Annotated in this window: 14 protein-coding genes and 2 tRNA genes; 4 read left to right on the top strand and 12 right to left on the bottom strand. The window is 46.5% G+C overall.

Annotated elements, in window-relative coordinates:
* Nucleotides 1-45 precede the first annotated feature (45 nt).
* Nucleotides 46-1,083, bottom strand: coding sequence for a tRNA preQ1(34) S-adenosylmethionine ribosyltransferase-isomerase QueA (queA, locus tag Q4Q46_RS20250; RefSeq protein WP_226060536.1), 1,038 nt, complete (start codon nt 1,081-1,083; stop codon nt 46-48).
* Between the two features lie 63 nt (nt 1,084-1,146).
* Nucleotides 1,147-1,356: a hypothetical protein gene (locus Q4Q46_RS20245; RefSeq protein WP_006082279.1), complete on the bottom strand. Its 210-nt coding sequence runs from the start codon at nt 1,354-1,356 to the stop codon at nt 1,147-1,149.
* A gap of 210 nt (nt 1,357-1,566) precedes the next feature.
* Here Q4Q46_RS20245 and Q4Q46_RS20240 point away from each other — a divergent pair, with 210 nt between their 5' ends.
* The gene (locus Q4Q46_RS20240; RefSeq protein ID WP_311906906.1) at nt 1,567-2,190 is read left to right on the top strand and encodes an acyl carrier protein phosphodiesterase; all 624 of its coding nucleotides are present in this window, start codon (nt 1,567-1,569) and stop codon (nt 2,188-2,190) included.
* A gap of 75 nt (nt 2,191-2,265) precedes the next feature.
* Nucleotides 2,266-2,937: an RluA family pseudouridine synthase gene (locus Q4Q46_RS20235; protein WP_311906905.1), complete on the top strand. Its 672-nt coding sequence runs from the start codon at nt 2,266-2,268 to the stop codon at nt 2,935-2,937.
* Nucleotides 2,938-3,035: 98 nt separating this feature from the next.
* Here the strand turns inward: Q4Q46_RS20235 and Q4Q46_RS20230 are convergent, their stop codons facing one another.
* Complete coding sequence (locus Q4Q46_RS20230) at nt 3,036-3,476, bottom strand: hypothetical protein (RefSeq protein ID WP_311906904.1); 441 nt, start codon at nt 3,474-3,476, stop codon at nt 3,036-3,038.
* Between the two features lie 351 nt (nt 3,477-3,827).
* Between Q4Q46_RS20230 and Q4Q46_RS20225 the strand changes: the two genes are divergently transcribed.
* Complete coding sequence (locus Q4Q46_RS20225) at nt 3,828-5,207, top strand: Gfo/Idh/MocA family oxidoreductase (protein WP_311906903.1); 1,380 nt, start codon at nt 3,828-3,830, stop codon at nt 5,205-5,207.
* A gap of 189 nt (nt 5,208-5,396) precedes the next feature.
* Here Q4Q46_RS20225 and Q4Q46_RS20220 read toward each other — a convergent pair whose 3' ends face one another.
* From Q4Q46_RS20220 to Q4Q46_RS20190, 7 genes are all read right to left on the bottom strand, one after another.
* Nucleotides 5,397-5,921 carry a CIA30 family protein gene (locus Q4Q46_RS20220; RefSeq protein ID WP_006082284.1) on the bottom strand — a complete coding sequence of 175 codons (525 nt, stop codon included), beginning with the start codon at nt 5,919-5,921 and terminating at the stop codon, nt 5,397-5,399.
* A gap of 75 nt (nt 5,922-5,996) precedes the next feature.
* Nucleotides 5,997-7,223 (bottom strand): serine/threonine transporter SstT, encoded by a 1,227-nt coding sequence (sstT, locus tag Q4Q46_RS20215; protein ID WP_006082286.1) that lies wholly within the window; start codon nt 7,221-7,223, stop codon nt 5,997-5,999.
* A 174-nt stretch (nt 7,224-7,397) separates the two neighbouring features.
* Nucleotides 7,398-8,294 carry a chemotaxis protein CheV gene (locus tag Q4Q46_RS20210; protein WP_011847213.1) on the bottom strand — a complete coding sequence of 299 codons (897 nt, stop codon included), beginning with the start codon at nt 8,292-8,294 and terminating at the stop codon, nt 7,398-7,400.
* A gap of 139 nt (nt 8,295-8,433) precedes the next feature.
* Nucleotides 8,434-8,904, bottom strand: a complete 471-nt coding sequence (locus Q4Q46_RS20205) for a phosphatase domain-containing protein (RefSeq protein WP_006082288.1) — start codon at nt 8,902-8,904, stop codon at nt 8,434-8,436.
* 72 nt (nt 8,905-8,976) lie between these two features.
* Nucleotides 8,977-10,260, bottom strand: a complete 1,284-nt coding sequence (locus Q4Q46_RS20200; protein ID WP_311906902.1) for a DEAD/DEAH box helicase — start codon at nt 10,258-10,260, stop codon at nt 8,977-8,979.
* Between the two features lie 47 nt (nt 10,261-10,307).
* Nucleotides 10,308-10,865: a methylated-DNA--[protein]-cysteine S-methyltransferase gene (locus tag Q4Q46_RS20195; RefSeq protein ID WP_311906901.1), complete on the bottom strand. Its 558-nt coding sequence runs from the start codon at nt 10,863-10,865 to the stop codon at nt 10,308-10,310.
* A gap of 104 nt (nt 10,866-10,969) precedes the next feature.
* Complete coding sequence (locus tag Q4Q46_RS20190) at nt 10,970-12,667, bottom strand: Ada metal-binding domain-containing protein (protein WP_311906900.1); 1,698 nt, start codon at nt 12,665-12,667, stop codon at nt 10,970-10,972.
* Nucleotides 12,668-13,164: 497 nt separating this feature from the next.
* Between Q4Q46_RS20190 and Q4Q46_RS20185 the strand changes: the two genes are divergently transcribed.
* On the top strand, nt 13,165-14,994 hold the full coding sequence (locus Q4Q46_RS20185; RefSeq protein WP_311898102.1) for an ABC transporter ATP-binding protein: 1,830 nt from the start codon (nt 13,165-13,167) through the stop codon (nt 14,992-14,994).
* Between the two features lie 588 nt (nt 14,995-15,582).
* Here Q4Q46_RS20185 and Q4Q46_RS20180 read toward each other — a convergent pair.
* A tRNA-Glu gene (locus tag Q4Q46_RS20180) sits at nt 15,583-15,658 on the bottom strand.
* Between the two features lie 118 nt (nt 15,659-15,776).
* Nucleotides 15,777-15,852: transfer RNA gene (locus tag Q4Q46_RS20175), tRNA-Glu, on the bottom strand.
* Nucleotides 15,853-15,915: the final 63 nt, after the last annotated feature.

Raw genomic sequence — 15,915 nt, 5'->3', positions numbered from 1 at the left:
CGCCCATACTCACTTTGGGCGGCTATTTTAAAACAAAATCTTGGTCTAGTGGGCTTTTTTCGTCACAAACATGGCATCGCCATAGCTAAAGAAGCGATATTTTTGCGCGATAGCATGTTGATACGCCGCCATAACATGATCAAAACCCGCAAATGCACTGACTAACATGATGAGGGTCGATTCAGGGAGGTGGAAGTTCGTCACCATGGCATCGACCACTTGGAATTGATAGCCGGGATAAATAAATATGTCTGTATCACCGCTAAAGGCTTTGAGTTCACCTTGGCTAGCGCGCGCCGCACTTTCTAAGGAACGTACAGATGTTGTGCCGACGGCAACTACGCGTTTACCCGCCGCTTTGGTTTGCGCAATTAAATCGACCACATCCTGCGGCACATTGGCCCACTCTGAATGCATCTTGTGCTCAAGAATGGTATCAACACGCACCGGTTGAAACGTTCCCGCGCCTACATGCAAAGTCACAAAGGCGATATTCACACCCTTGGCTTTTAATGCATCGAGCATGGCATCGTCAAAATGTAACCCCGCCGTTGGCGCAGCAACGGCGCCTGGATTTTGGTTATACACAGTTTGATAGCGCTCTTTGTCAGCATCTTCATCGGGTCTATCGATATAAGGAGGCAAAGGCATGTGCCCTACGGCTTCGAGCACCTCTAGAATGGTCAACTCGGATAACAGCTCAAGTTCAAACAAAGTATCGTGACGGGCGACCATCTTCATTTGATAGCCACCGTCGAGCAGAATTAACGAATCGACTTTTGGGGATTTAGAGCTGCGAACATGGGCGAGGATGCGCTTATCATCGAGCATACGCTCAACTAAAATCTCTAACTTGCCGCCGCTGGCCTTTTGGCCAAACATACGCGCGGGGATCACTCGGGTATTGTTGAACACCATTAAATCGCCGGGATTAATCATCCCCAGCAGATCGGTAAACTGTTTGTCGCCTAACTCGCCAGAATTGCCGTCTAAGGTTAACAGACGTGATGCATTACGCTGCGCCATAGGATAACGAGCGATCAGCTCATCGGGGAGATCGAAAGAAAAGTCTGCAACGCGCATGATTGGCCTCTAGGTAGCTTAGAACGGCGGCTAGTCTATGGTTAGAGGCCAAGAATATCAAGATTACTTATTGCCAGCGTCCACTTCTTGCTCGGGATCCACAGGATTGACGCCATCTTGGGGCTGATTGTCATCGGCATCGAATTTAAGCCGTGAACGGCTGAAATCATCCATGCTAAAACGGTGTTGTTCAAAGGGGATTTCTACCAGCACTTTTTTGCGCTTTGGCTGCTCGTCTCTACCAAGCATTTTGGTGAACCAGTTCCACATCATCCATGATCCTAAAAAAGGTTATTGATTTTATTTCACTTTCTCTCATATTGATGGCTAGAACAGCGTTAACGCTGATGAGGATTATTCGTAATGAACAAACACCCGCTATCAATAAAAAGTGAAAAAATACTGCATTTTTGGCTTCCGCGCTTTCCTAAGCGCGCTTGTGCATGATACCGTGAACCGACGTGGTTAACCAAGCGCAAAATAATGAACTTTCTTACACACTTACATCTCGCCGACATCAGTAAAACACACCTTGCCGCCAATGTGGCGGGTAACTATATTCAAGCGCCAGTTGCACAAGCTCCAATTGAGTTACGCCAAGCGTTATGGCTAAACCAAGAGATTAATACCCTCTGCGCCAGCCACGAACTCACGATTGAATTAATGGAAGCTTTCCCTGCGCCCTTAAGAAGCATAGCAGCAGAACTCATGGCCGTGAGTTTCGATCACTATTTAGCTTATTATTGGGAAGAATATCATCACCAACCCTTGGATGAATTCAGCCGCAAGGCCTATGACGCGTTAGATACTTTCTCCGCCCAAGGTTTAGACCCATACCATCCAGAAGCACTTGCTAAGCTCTTGCCCGCCATGCGCAGCGCCGATTGGCTCGGCAGCTACACCACAGAAAAAGGCTTACAACACGCTTTAGCACAAGTGGCAAAACAGCATCCGCAAGCCGCACTGTTTAAAGATGCCCATAAAGTCGTCAATAAAATGCAGATCGAAATCGAAACCGCATTCCGCACTTTTTATCCGCAGCTGATGGCTTATACCCGTATCTGGAGCCGTAAAACACCTGCAGAATATTTGCCTTCCTCCCTCTAGGAATAAGCGAGCATGAGATTATGCTGTGTGCCTGCGTAAATTTTGCTAGTATGGCCGCGCAAAAATGAGGACAAAATGCAGATATTTGATTACCAGCCCCCAGCAGTTCCTTGGCTAGACATCCGCTATAAAGATAGAGATCTGATTATCATCAATAAACCTTCGGGCCTATTGTCTAATCCGGGTATAGCGGCTCACACCTTCGATTGCGCGTTAACTCGCTTAGAAACCCTTTATCCAGAAACGATTTTAGTGCATCGGCTCGACTGCGCGACCTCAGGCATTATGGTGTTCGCCCGTAATAAAAAAGCCGAGTCGCATTTAAAAACGCAGTTTCAAGATAGACAGAGTAAGAAAGTCTATATTGCCGAAGTGATGGGACATGTGCCACAGGAACAGGGCATGATTGACCTCGCGATTGCACCAGACACTGAGCATCCACCCTATCAAAAGACACTGCAAGCAGGAGAAACTGGCGGTAAAAGCGCACTCACCTACTACCGTGTACTAGAACGCAGAGAAAACAGCACCTTAGTCGAGCTTTCGCCAGAAACAGGCCGCACCCATCAATTGCGTGTGCATATGCTTGCCCTAGGCCATGCGATTTTAGGCGATGAGTTTTACGGTGATGCCGAGGTTATCAAAGCCAAACCGCGTTTATGCTTACATGCACAAAGCTTAAGTCTGACCCATCCCTATTCGGCTAAACCACTGTTTTTTAGCAGTAAACATCCCTTTAGCGAATAACTCAATCCAATAGCTGCAATCCCATAAAAGCAAAAGGTCGCGACTTAGCACAGAGCTAAAATGCGACCTTAGTTATTTACGGATTCGACTGTAGTCGTTTAAGCGACGCGCATGCCTTGAGCAAAATCGCCATCGGCGGCTAATTTATCCGCTTGGAAATAACAGCCCTGCTCATTACAAAATTGTAATTGCTGTGACTGTGTCACGATAAAGAATTCACCAAAGAAATTACCGCCCACATCTTCCAGCTTATGGCCTTCAGCGGTTTGCGACATATAGACTTCATCTAAACTATGGCAGCCATCGCTAAACCAAGTTTCTAAAAAATATTTTCCGTCTTCTTTATAGAGGGTAATTTTGTCACCCAATAAAGGACGCCCATCTAACCAACGACCAATAATTTCACGATTTTGCATATCTGTCTCCCGCCAATGAAGGCGACGGCGTTTTTCAATCCCAGACATCCTGATATCCTTATGCAATACCCAATCACCTAAAGTGAATGTCAGTTGTGGTAGTACATTAAGCATAGAACCCATTTAACGCTTTACTCCCCACTACAGCAAATTACTTCAAACCGCCCGTCAAATGTAACTTTATGGTTAATTTAAATTTGCTAAATGTTTAAAATATAAAAGATAAATACCTTTGACTAATTAATCGGCAGTGTAGCTCAATCTACAAATAAAAACGCGATCTTTATCACTATTTACTTATCGCTAAAGTAAAGGCAGCTAAAAGACTTATCTACCGAGCCGAATGAGCTTGTTACATCTTTTATTGCCAATTTAAATGGGGTTTCTGATATAACCCATAAGTGAATTACCGTACAAATAAGACCAAGTGATATTTCAATATCCCTACAAAACAAAAATAAAGCAGGAAGCGCTATGCATAACATTCATCGTCGTAATTTTCTTAAGGCCGCAGGTGCCGCTACTGCAGGACTCGTTACTGCCAATATTGCTCTCAATGCCTACGCCAGTAGCGTCGCCCCTAAACCGCAAGTGGGTAAATCCGTTATCGGACTCATAGCACCTAAGATGGACGTGGTCCGAGTCGGCTTTATCGGTGTTGGCGAGCGGGGTTTTAGCCATGTCGAGCAATTCTGTCATTTAGAAGGCGTTGAACTCAAAGCCATTTGTGATACCCATCAAGCGGTACTCGACAGAGCCGTAGATCATATCGTTAAACAGAATCGGCCCAAACCGGCTGTCTATACTGGTAATGATCTGAGCTATCGCGATTTGCTGAGCCGCGATGATATCGATATTGTGATTATTTCGACCCCGTGGGAATGGCACACTCCTATGGCAATCGAAACCATGGAGAGCGGCAAGCATGCCTTTGTTGAGGTGCCAATGGCGCTCACGGTTGAGGAGTGCTGGCAAGTTGTCGATACCGCTGAGCGCACTCAGAAAAACTGCATGATGATGGAGAACGTCAACTACGGCCGCGAAGAACTGATGGTGCTCAACATGGTGCGCCAAGGAGTATTTGGTGAGCTACTCCACGGCGAAGCCGCCTACATCCATGAGCTACGCTGGCAGATGAAGGAAATCGACCATAAGACAGGCTCATGGCGCACTTACTGGCATACCAAACGTAACGGTAACTTGTACCCTACCCACGGTTTAGGGCCAGTATCCCAGTATATGAACATTAACCGCGGTGACCGATTCGATTATCTAACCTCGATGAGTTCCCCCGCCCTTGGCCGCGCGCTCTATGCTAAACGTGAATTCCCCGCCGATCATGAGCGTAATCAGCTCAAGTACATCAATGGGGATATCAATACCAGCCTGATTAAAACCGTTAAAGGCCGAACCATCATGGTCCAGCATGACACGACGACCCCAAGACCTTACAGTCGCCACAATTTGATCCAAGGGACCAATGGCGTGTTTGCCGGCTTCCCGAATCGGATCGCCGTCGAAAATGGTGGCTTTGGTCAAAGTTACCACGAGTGGGATATGGATATGCAAAAGTGGTATGACAAATACGATCACCCACTGTGGCAACGCATAGGCAAAGAGGCTGAAATTAACGGCGGCCACGGCGGCATGGACTTTGTGATGCTATGGCGAATGATTTATTGCCTACGCAATGGTGAGGCTTTAGATCAGGATGTGTACGATGGTGCATCTTGGTCGGTGGTGAATATCTTAAGTGAACATTCACTCAATGACCGCAGTAACTCAGTCACCTTCCCTGATTTTACCCGCGGTGCGTGGCAAACCGCCAAACCATTAGGGATTATCGGCGCTTAAGCTGCGGCTTTCGCCAAGTTCACTATTTGGCACCGCCACCATAAGGATAAGTGCCTCGGCCTTATCCTTTTTCTTATTCAATTAAGCCTTGAGATGACCCGCGCCATTAGCAACAAGCCATCTGCCATAAGCACTTAGCGGTAAGAAACTCGCGACAATAAATTCACCATAAGAAACTCACTATAAGCGCTAGTAGTAGCCGATTTCTCTGATTTTCAATGAAAAGTCGCCACTTTGCTGGGCACCAATCACTAACCCTAAGCTGCACAACTGACTCAATACCATATTCGGACGGGAAATGGGTTTACCCCGACATTGGGGCTTGAAATCACTGAAGGGAATTTCTATCCGCTGCCAATTCAACACTCTGGCACTACTCACACCAAAGGTTTGGTGAGTTGGCGTGGGCATAGGCGCTTGATATACCGTACTTTGCGGTGTGTCGACATCCTTTAAATTCACTTTATAGTCTTTAGTTCGGTCGCCATCGAGTTCGAGGTAAATCCCAGTAAATTCACTGACATCTATAGGGCTAAACTCACAACGTACTGAGGCAAACCCGCCGCCATTTGCCAGCGACACATGGCCACTAAACTCACCATAACCTAAAGGTGAAACCGTCATTTTACTGCGGGACAAACCGCCCATCACAGTGTCATTTATTCCATACCAGGGCTTTGCAGCATCTAGCACGCTAAAATCAAAAAAGATCATAACGACTCCCATAAAAAAAGCAGCCACCTAAGTGACTGCTTCCATAATACTTTTCGATACGAATAACAGCACTCGTTAACTCAGTTTAGCTTTATTCTCAGCGGCTTCACAAGCGGCAGCGGTAAAGATAACGTCAGTTGAGCTGTTCAGTGCAGTTTCGGCTGCATCTTGAACCACACCAATAATAAAGCCAACAGCAACCACTTGCATGGCAACATCGTTAGAAATACCAAACAAGCTACAAGCCAGTGGGATCAATAATAATGAACCACCCGCCACACCGGATGCGCCGCAAGCTGAAACAGCAGCAACAACACTCAGTAACAATGCGGTCAGTAAATCGACTTGAATGCCTAAGGTATGCGCCGCAGCTAAGGTCAATACGGTAATAGTGATCGCCGCGCCGCCCATGTTGATGGTGGCACCTAAGGGAATAGAAACGGAATAAGTGTCTTCATGCAGCTTTAACTTTTCACACAGCGCCATATTCACCGGAATGTTTGCCGCGCTCGAGCGAGTAAAAAACGCCGTCACACCACTTTCACGCAAGCATTGAAATACCAGCGGATACGGATTACGTTTAATCTTCACGTACACAATCAATGGATTAACAACTAAAGCAATAATAGCCATCGCACCTAATAGCACGGCCAATAACTGGGCATAACCTGCAATCGCCGCAAAACCGGTTTCGGCAAATGTCGCCGCAACGAGACCAAAAATACCGATAGGCGCTAAACGGATAATAAAACGCACCATTTGTGAAATACCGTGGCTCATGTCGGCAAACACTTGTTTAGTCGAATCGGTAGCATGATGTAGGGCTAAACCTAAACCCACACCCCAAGCGAGAATACCAATATAGTTGCCCGTCATTAACGCATTGACTGGGTTATCAACCAGTTTGAATAACAAGGTATGGATGACTTCACCAATGCCCTGTGGTGGGCTGGTGCCTTCTACGCCAGCAACTAAGACTAAATTAGTCGGGAAAATCGAACTCAGGAGCACTGCGGTTAATGCGGCCGCGAAAGTGCCGAATAAATACAGCACCACAATGGGACGCATATTGGTTTGAGTATTCTTTTTTTGATTAGCAATCGATGACGCCACTAAGATAAAAACTAAGATGGGAGCAATCGCTTTTAATGCGCCAACGAATAAACTGCCTAAGAAGGCGATATCTTTCGCGCTACTCGGTGAAAAACTGGCTAAGACCACACCAGCGATTATCCCCAAAAAGATTTGTATTACTAGACTGCCATTAGCCAACTTAGCTAACAATGATGATTCTTGTTTCATGGTTTAACCTATCGTTATTATATTTCGGTTGAGATCCCCAACGCGCACCTTCGGAAATGAGGCCAATAAGGTTTTTATAGGATGTGACTGGACTTGTCTAGTTTTGCGGGGAAATAAGCTAACTAAATTACCCTAGCCCCGCAAAAAGCATACAAAAAACTAACAAGCGCCAGATTAACGCTTGTCTAAGGCGAGATCGGCGCCCCGTAACATGGCGTCGATTAACTCGTGGGCATCGAACTTAGTCAGTGCTTCATTTGCCCCTACTTGATGGGCCTGACTCACGCTAATTTCGCTGGATAAAGAAGTGTGTAAAATAATGTAGGCCTTGGCAGTCAGTGGATTATCACGCACTTCAAAAGCCAATTCGTAACCATCCAGTCCCGGCATCTCGATATCACTCACCAAAATATCTATCGGGTGATGTTCCAGTGCCGCTTGCTCCATCATGACTAGCGCTTCTTTGCCGTCGGCGGTGACTCGATAAGGAATGTTAATCATATCAAGGGCGTCGGACAACTGCTTACGTGCCACCTTAGAATCATCCACTAAAAGGATATTCATAGGTTTAAGTTTTTCACGTTGTACGTCGGTCAAAATAGCCCGATTTGCCTTTGGGTTATCGGGGAAGATTTTCGACAATAACAGTTCAACGTCAAGCAACTGTACCAGTTGGTCCTCAAAACGTGTCACGCCCGTCAAATAGGCATTTTTCCCTAAACTAGACGAAGGAGCTTCAATATCACGCCAGTTGCATTCGATAATCTTATCGATACCACGCACTAAGAAACCAATGATCATCCGCTGACAATCCGTGATGATGATGTAGCACTTTTCCCGCTCTTCAGGAGCAATCGGCCGATAACCAATCGCTGCTGCCATATCTATGATAGGAATCGTATGGCCGCGGATAGTTGAAGCCCCCAGAATCGTCGGATGAGATTGAGGAATTTTACTGAGACGTGTGTACGGCACCAGCTCACGCACTTTCAACGTGCCTAAGGCAAACACTTGAGTCTGTGATAACCGAAACAGTAGTAATCCCTGTGACTGACTTGCCTTACTTTTCATAATTAGATAGATAACTCACTAAAACCAACCTGCGGATAGCTTAACCTTAACACAGTAAAAATTTGATGACTAAGGTCAAACGAATGAAACTATTATGCCTATTAATGAATAGGTTCGACTCTAAGTCGCCTAAAAAGGCTTAGTCTTGTAATGCGTACAAAACGTCAAAGGCGAATTGATCCCAGCCATCGGCAGTAAAGGCGATATCGCGAATACTGCGAACTTGGCTGACAGCGTGTAATGGCGCAGCACCATTGACCATCAAGTAATATGCCATGATGAGGCTAGTGCGATCCTTACCCGAGCGGCAATGGATCACCACAGGTAAGCCATCGGCTTCACACTGCTGGATAAAGGCTAATGCCTTGGGCAATTGAGCGACACAAATCGCCACATCCCCATCTTGGGGCGGCACATTGCGCGAAAAGGGAATACATTCGTAACGTAAATCGAGCTTTTTAAAGGTGCTAGGCTCGCAGCCTTCGCCCCCATTGACCGATAGAATGGCACCAATACCGGCCTCTTTAAGCGCCTGCAAATCCCAAGGATCTTTATTGGGACCACTGCGCCCTGCGACTTTACCTTCAACTAACCAGAATAAGTGTTGCATAAACCTTACCTACGACAAGTGAGATGACAAGGGACGTCAGAGATAAGCTAAGAATAGCTTGTTTCCAACGACTTAAGATTTTTTACCCCAAAATTCAGCATTGGCAGGCGGTAACTGTTTACGTTTTTTTTTACCCATACCTTCGGGCTTGGCGACAGGTTTAGCTTGTTCTAACAGTTCGGCTGGCATTTCGTCATCGGCTTCAAAACCGACAATTTGCTCACGCACTAACTTAAGCTTGTTCTTTTTCTCTATCACGCCAAAGTGGTGATAATCCTCATGGGAAATCAAGGTCACAGCTAAGCCTGCTTCACCGGCGCGGCCACTACGGCCAATGCGATGCATATAATCTGCAGGGCTTCTTGGTAAATCAAAGTTGATCACCACAGGCAGTTTATCGATATCGATACCACGGGCGGCAATGTCAGTAGCGATTAACACACTGATCTCACCATTTTTAAACCCATCGAGCACTCGCGTACGTGCGCCTTGGGCTTTATCGCCATGGAAGACTTCGGCACTGATCCCACGTTTAGACAACTTTTGCGCTAAATGATTACAGGTATTTTTGGCACTCACAAAAATCAACGCCTGTGACCACTGATGTTCTTTAATCAGATGCGCCAATAATGCGGTTTTCATCGGACGATTAACGGTAATCACCCGTTGATGAATCGTGCTTTCTTGTTCACTTTGGAATTGGTATTCAAGCGGATCATTCAGTAATTTTGCCGTTAATTCACGGACTTCTTCAGGGAATGTTGCTGAGAATAATAAGGTTTGTTTCTTGGCGGGCAAAGCGTCGAGCACTTGGGCTAATTCTTCTGTAAAACCAAGGCTTAACATGCGGTCGGCTTCATCAAGCACTAAGGCGCTAACGCGGTTAAGTTTGATGGCATTGCTGGACAACAGATCTAACAAACGACCCGGCGTTGCCACTAATACGTCGGCACCAGCGCGTAGGCTCTGCATTTGCGCATTGACTGACACACCGCCAAACGCGGCGACAATTTTTAGCTTGCCATTCAAATGCGAGGCATAGGACAGAAAGCTGTCTGCGACTTGCTGGGCTAATTCACGGGTTGGGACTAAGACCAAACAACGAACATAAGCGCCTGTCTTATCGTCTGTTTTTGCTTCAACAAGTTGCTGCAACAGCGGCACGGCAAAGGCTGCCGTTTTACCCGATCCCGTATTGGCGCCGGCTAACACATCCCGCCCAGCGAGCACAGCGGGAATCGTCGCCGCCTGTACTGGTGTGGGCGAAACATAGGCTAATTCGGTTAGTCGATTTAGCAAAGGTGCAATAATGCCGAGTTGGGCAAAGCTTGCCGCAGAGGAAGAAGCCTGAGTCATAGAAAGTTTAACTGCTCACCAATATCTTAATAGGCGGCTATTCTAGCTTAAATATCGAGGCAGTGCTTGTCAGTTTCCAGCGTTAACAACTGCTGTTTCATCGCAAGCCCGTAGGCGTAACCCGTTAACTTGCCATTTTTGCCTATTACTCTATGGCAAGGCACAATAATCGCGATGGGATTGGCGCCATTGGCCGCGCCCACGGCACGCACTGCCTTAGGCCGACCGATTTGCTCGGCAATCTGCCCATAACTACAGCTCTGGCCGTAATCTAAATTGAGCAAGGCTTGCCATACGTCGCGCTGAAATTCAGTGCCCTTGGGCGCGAGCTTTAAATCAAATTCAACCCGCTCACCCGCAAAGTAATTCGCAAGCTGCGTCTGAGTTTCGCGAATATGCGCCTTAGCTTGATTGAGGGCATCCTCACTCGCCTTGGCAAGCGTAATCTCAGTGCGATCCGAGCCGACAACGGTTAAATGGCTCAGTCCATAGGCATTGGCATTTAACTGCAATATTCCGACAGGACTGATAAACGTATCTACAGCGCAGGGTTGATATTCTGCAATGCTTGGCGCTTGGCTCAATTGACGAATCGCATGTTTCATATTCTGTCTCTTCGTTTGCTCTTTGTTTGATCTTAATTTGGTACTTAACTGAACTACTTACTCATCTTTTAAAACTGGCCGTTAAATGTGAGGCGGCTTAATGGTTATTGATGCCAGAGCTGAAAGGTTAAGTAACTGCCCCACGGGGCAATTTGTTGACTCAGCTGCTCGCACAATTTGGGATAGCTCACTGCCGCGGCTGCCGTTTCATCTAACTTATTGTTCTTGATATATAAGGCCAATAAATGCTTTTTAACAATCAAATCCGAATGTAAAAACACGTTTGGATCGCCCAAGCCACGAAGCTTGGCATACGCTATCGTCCAAGGACCTATGCCTTTAACGCTAAGCCAATCATCGACACTTGCCTCAGGATGTTCGCAGATAAACGCTGCGAGCGCATTGAGCGCTAATTTACGGGCGCCAGGCATTTTAAGCTCTGTTAAACTCGCCTCACGAATCGCCTCGGGTGTTGGGAATAATCGATACTCGCGGCCATTGAGACTAAAACGCTCGCCATAGGCTTCAACCAATATATTCAGTAGCTTAGTCGCCTGCACGACAGTCACTTGCTGACCCAAGATCGCGCGGCAAACCGCTTCAAACAAAGAGCCTGCGCCAGGAATGCGCAATCCCGAAAACGGCATTAAACCTAAACTCGGCAGCGTACTTAAACCTTGCTCAATCTGCTGCATATCCGCATCGAGATCTAAAATGCGTCGCACCTCAGTGACCAGCAATTGCAGCTCATCAACGGCGGAATCTTCGGTCAAAGCAATCGCAAGTTTGAAGCGATTCAGCTTAGGCTCATGGATAATTTGCACTGTGCCGCGCATCTTGCCTATGGCAAAACAGCGACCATATTCGAGCCCGTTATCATCAGCCTTGGCTTCAGCGGCAAGGTTCGTTTCATCTGCAATCTGAACTGCATCGCTCGCTTGTGGATGACTGACTTGCGGCGTGAACCATTCCATCCCCGTCACCGCACGTAAGCGATAAAATGCCAGCTGCGATGCCCAATCCAATGGGGGTCGATAGTATTGATATAGGGTTAATCCATAGTGCGGCACAAATTCACCCAAAGTATCAATTTCACCGAATCCTGTTGATGAATCAATAACCTGCTCCTTTGCCGCCTTAGTTAAAGCGGTCTTTCTTAATTGAGTTGGCGTCAATTGTAAGGTTTGCTTAAATGCCTCATTGAAACGGCGAATACTATTGAAACCCGCCGCCAGCGCGACTTGGGTGATAGGTAATTGGGTTTGATGTAGCAGTTGTTTTGCAAACAGTAACTGCCTGTATAAGGCATATTGTTTAGGCGAAGTGCCAAAGCCTTCGGTAAAAAGTTTATTGAGATAACGACTGCTTATCCCTAATCTGTCAGCCAATTGTGTCACAGTCGACGCTGGCTCTCCCGATGATTTCCCCGCTAAGGCGCCCGCTTCAATTAAACTAATTGCTCTCGCCAACGTAGTGCCTGTGCCTTTCCATGGATTTGAGCCTGGCGCACTGTCGGGCCGACAACGCAAACACGGGCGTAATCCAGCCTGGGCGGCTTTCACGGCCGAATCAAAATAACGCACATTCTGCTCTTTTGGCGCGACGGCAGGACACACGGTACGGCAATAAATCCCCGTCGTTAATACGCCCACAAAAAACTTACCATCAAAACGCGGATCGCGGCTCATCCTAGCCTCACGGCAAATGGACGCAGAAAGTAGCCCAGCACTTGACTCCAGTGAATGCACTGAGTCTATTTCATCACGCTTAATCGCACTCTCAGACGCTCTATCTGTACTCATTTTTCATCACGCCCGACAATATTCGCTCACAATTAATTTCTTGTTCATTACTTTACGTAAAACTAGCATGTAGCACTAGCGGAAAACGGAACTCAATCATTTCAATGCTTTTAGGGAATGAAATCTTATATACCCAAGCTACCTGAAGATACGAGTTTCAGAGCGTCTAGGGTGCTTCAATTCAAGGCGCATCAATGACAGAATGTCGGCCACCTTTTGAATTGATGCAACACGGAAGTAGAGTGCCCTAGGCGCTCCGTCCCGGCGGCTGATGTTAACCACGGGGTAACGCACTTTATGCCGTGTTGGTTATTTTTAACTTAGTCCATAGGTCTGCAAATAACCGCAATCGCCATGGATGGCGTGAATGCCATTTATGCAGGAGCAATAAAGGGCCTTGCCTAAAGTGCGTTAAATTCCCGCTGAATCCTGCATCTTCAGGTTGTTTGGGTATATGCTATACGCGACTATTTTTTATCTCACCATAGAGTTAATTCATGTTTAAACGATTTGAATCTTGGGTTGAAGCCCTCCCCGATGATGAACCGACTAAGCCACCCACAGGGGTTTATGCTTTTTGCCGCCACTACACTAAAGGCTACGAACTGCCGCTGATCTTAATGTCAGTGCTGACCGCTATGCTGGCGATGCTTGAAGTGTCCCTGTTCGGATTTATGGGCCAATTAGTGGATTGGCTTGTGAAAAAAAATCCTGAAACCTTATTTCAAGACGAAGGCACGACATTGATGCTGATGGGAGGCATGGTGCTGATTGTGATGCCAATCTTGGTATTGCTGCATGCGCTTATCATGCATCAAACCTTGCTCGGCAATTATCCTATGTCGATCCGTTGGCTCGCCCACCGTTATTTGCTAAAGCAAAGTGTGTCATTTTATCAAGATGATTTTGCTGGCCGAATCGCCACCAAAGTCATGCAAACCTCCCTAGCCGTGCGTGAAACTGTGATGAAATTACTCGATGTATTGGTATACATTCTCGTGTATTTCACTTCTATGTTAGTGATGATCGCCAGCGCCGACCTGCGCTTAGTCATACCTATGCTCATCTGGCTTGCACTGTATGTTGGGCTGCAATGGTACTTTGTACCTAGGCTGAAAAGTGTCTCTACCGAACAAGCCGATGCGCGCTCGACCATGACAGGCCGTATTGTCGACAGTTATACCAACATCACCACAGTGAAACTATTTGCCCACACGCAAAAAGAAGCCGAATACGCCAAATCCAGTATGCGGATATTCTTAGACACGGTTTATCGCCAAATGCGCTTAGTAACGGGCATCAGTGTCAGCGTGCAAATTATCAACTATGTACTCGCATTCAGCATTGCCGCTGTATCGATAGCTCTGTGGACTGATAATGCAATCACGGTAGGCGCCATCGCCATTGCGGTCAGTTTAGCACTGCGCTTAAACGGCATGTCACAGTGGATCATGTGGGAAATCAGTTCGTTATTTGAAAATATCGGCACTGTCACCGATGGGATGAACACCTTATCGAAAACAACGATCATCCAAGATGAGCCAAACGCCAAGCCGTTGGTCGTCAATCAGGGTAAGATTGATTTCAACCAAGTGTATTTCCATTACGGTGAGCAAACAGGGGTGATTGAAGATCTGAATCTGAATATTAAGGCAGGTGAAAAAGTTGGCTTAGTGGGACGTTCTGGTGCGGGTAAGTCGACCTTAGTGAATCTATTAATGCGCTTCTACGATGTCGAGAAAGGTCAGATTAATATTGACGATCAAGACATTAAAACGGTTATGCAGGATTCGCTACGCTCGCAAATCGGTATGGTAACCCAAGATACATCACTGTTGCACCGTACTATCCGCGAGAACATTCTTTACGGCAATCCAACGGCCAGCGAAGAACAGCTCGACAGTGCGATTAAACAAGCTCAAGCCTATGACTTTATTAAGGATCTAAGTGACCCTCACGGTAATCATGGTTTAGATGCCCAAGTGGGTGAACGTGGTGTAAAACTTTCTGGGGGCCAAAGACAGCGTATCGCCATCGCGCGGGTTTTATTAAAAAATGCGCCGATTTTGCTGCTTGATGAAGCCACTTCAGCGCTTGATTCCGAAGTCGAAGCCGCCATTCAAGAAAGTTTATATGAGTTAATGCAAGGTAAAACAGTAATTGCAATCGCTCATCGACTTTCAACCATTGCCGCGATGGACAGGCTAATAGTGTTAGATCAAGGCCGAGTCGTCGAACAAGGCACTCATCAAGAACTTATTGCCGCTGGCGGTATTTATGCCCAGCTATGGGCACACCAAACCGGTGGATTCTTAGGTGTAGACTAAATTAAAAGTTAAATGACGAAAGGCGACACTCAGCAATGAGCGTCGCCTTTTTTATCTCAAATAAGTCTCCGCCTAAATCTGCCCTCTTCCCGCAAAGCTTCACTCTTACACTCGCCCTCATATTCACCGCAACGATACGCTATTTTGCACAATAGATGCAGTGAGAACGGCTCACTTCAAATTGCGCTCGTTGAGCTATTGGAAGCATGAGATAAATCGCGATTAACGGTTCAACTTATCAGTATTGAAAGTAGCAGCATTCAAAGTGCCAACACACTGAATAATCCGAAAGGTAAGTTTTAGCTATGGGTTAACGCAAGGTTAAGCAGGAAAACACTTAAATAATTCTTATCACACAATTGAACAGAATGACTTCACCACACTAAGTATGCCTCTCGAAGCATTATTTATCTTAATGTGGATGGTTTGATTGGTGGGTAAATTCGGCTTAGGCAAATAACTCGAGGCGTATGACTCGTAAATGAATCGGGGAGATCTCGATTTAATATTCAAAATTCAGACACAAAAAAACCACCTTGAGGTGGTTTATTGTCTTTAACCAAAGTTTCGATAAACCTTGATTAAAATTGGTATCCCCTAGGGGATTCGAACCCCTGTTACCGCCGTGAAAGGGCGGTGTCCTAGGCCTCTAGACGAAGGGGACCCGGACTTATGATTTAACTCGTAACCGAGCTTTGTAGCACATTCACTTCAGTAGGCTAGGAAGTAAATGCTTTGTTCTTACCAAACAACACGTTAGTTATTTGCTAGGAACCAAAATTTGGTATCCCCTAGGGGATTCGAACCCCTGTTACCGCCGTGAAAGGGCGGTGTCCTAGGCCTCTAGACGAAGGGGACCCGGACTTATGATTTAACTCGTAACCGAGCTTTGTAACACATTCACTTCAGTAGGCTAGGAAG

It is taken from the genome of Shewanella vaxholmensis (assembly GCF_031932135.1).
GTDB classification, from domain to species: Bacteria; Pseudomonadota; Gammaproteobacteria; order Enterobacterales; family Shewanellaceae; genus Shewanella; species Shewanella hafniensis.
Note: the sequence above shows the minus strand (reverse complement) of the source record. Positions and strands in the feature narration are given on the sequence as shown.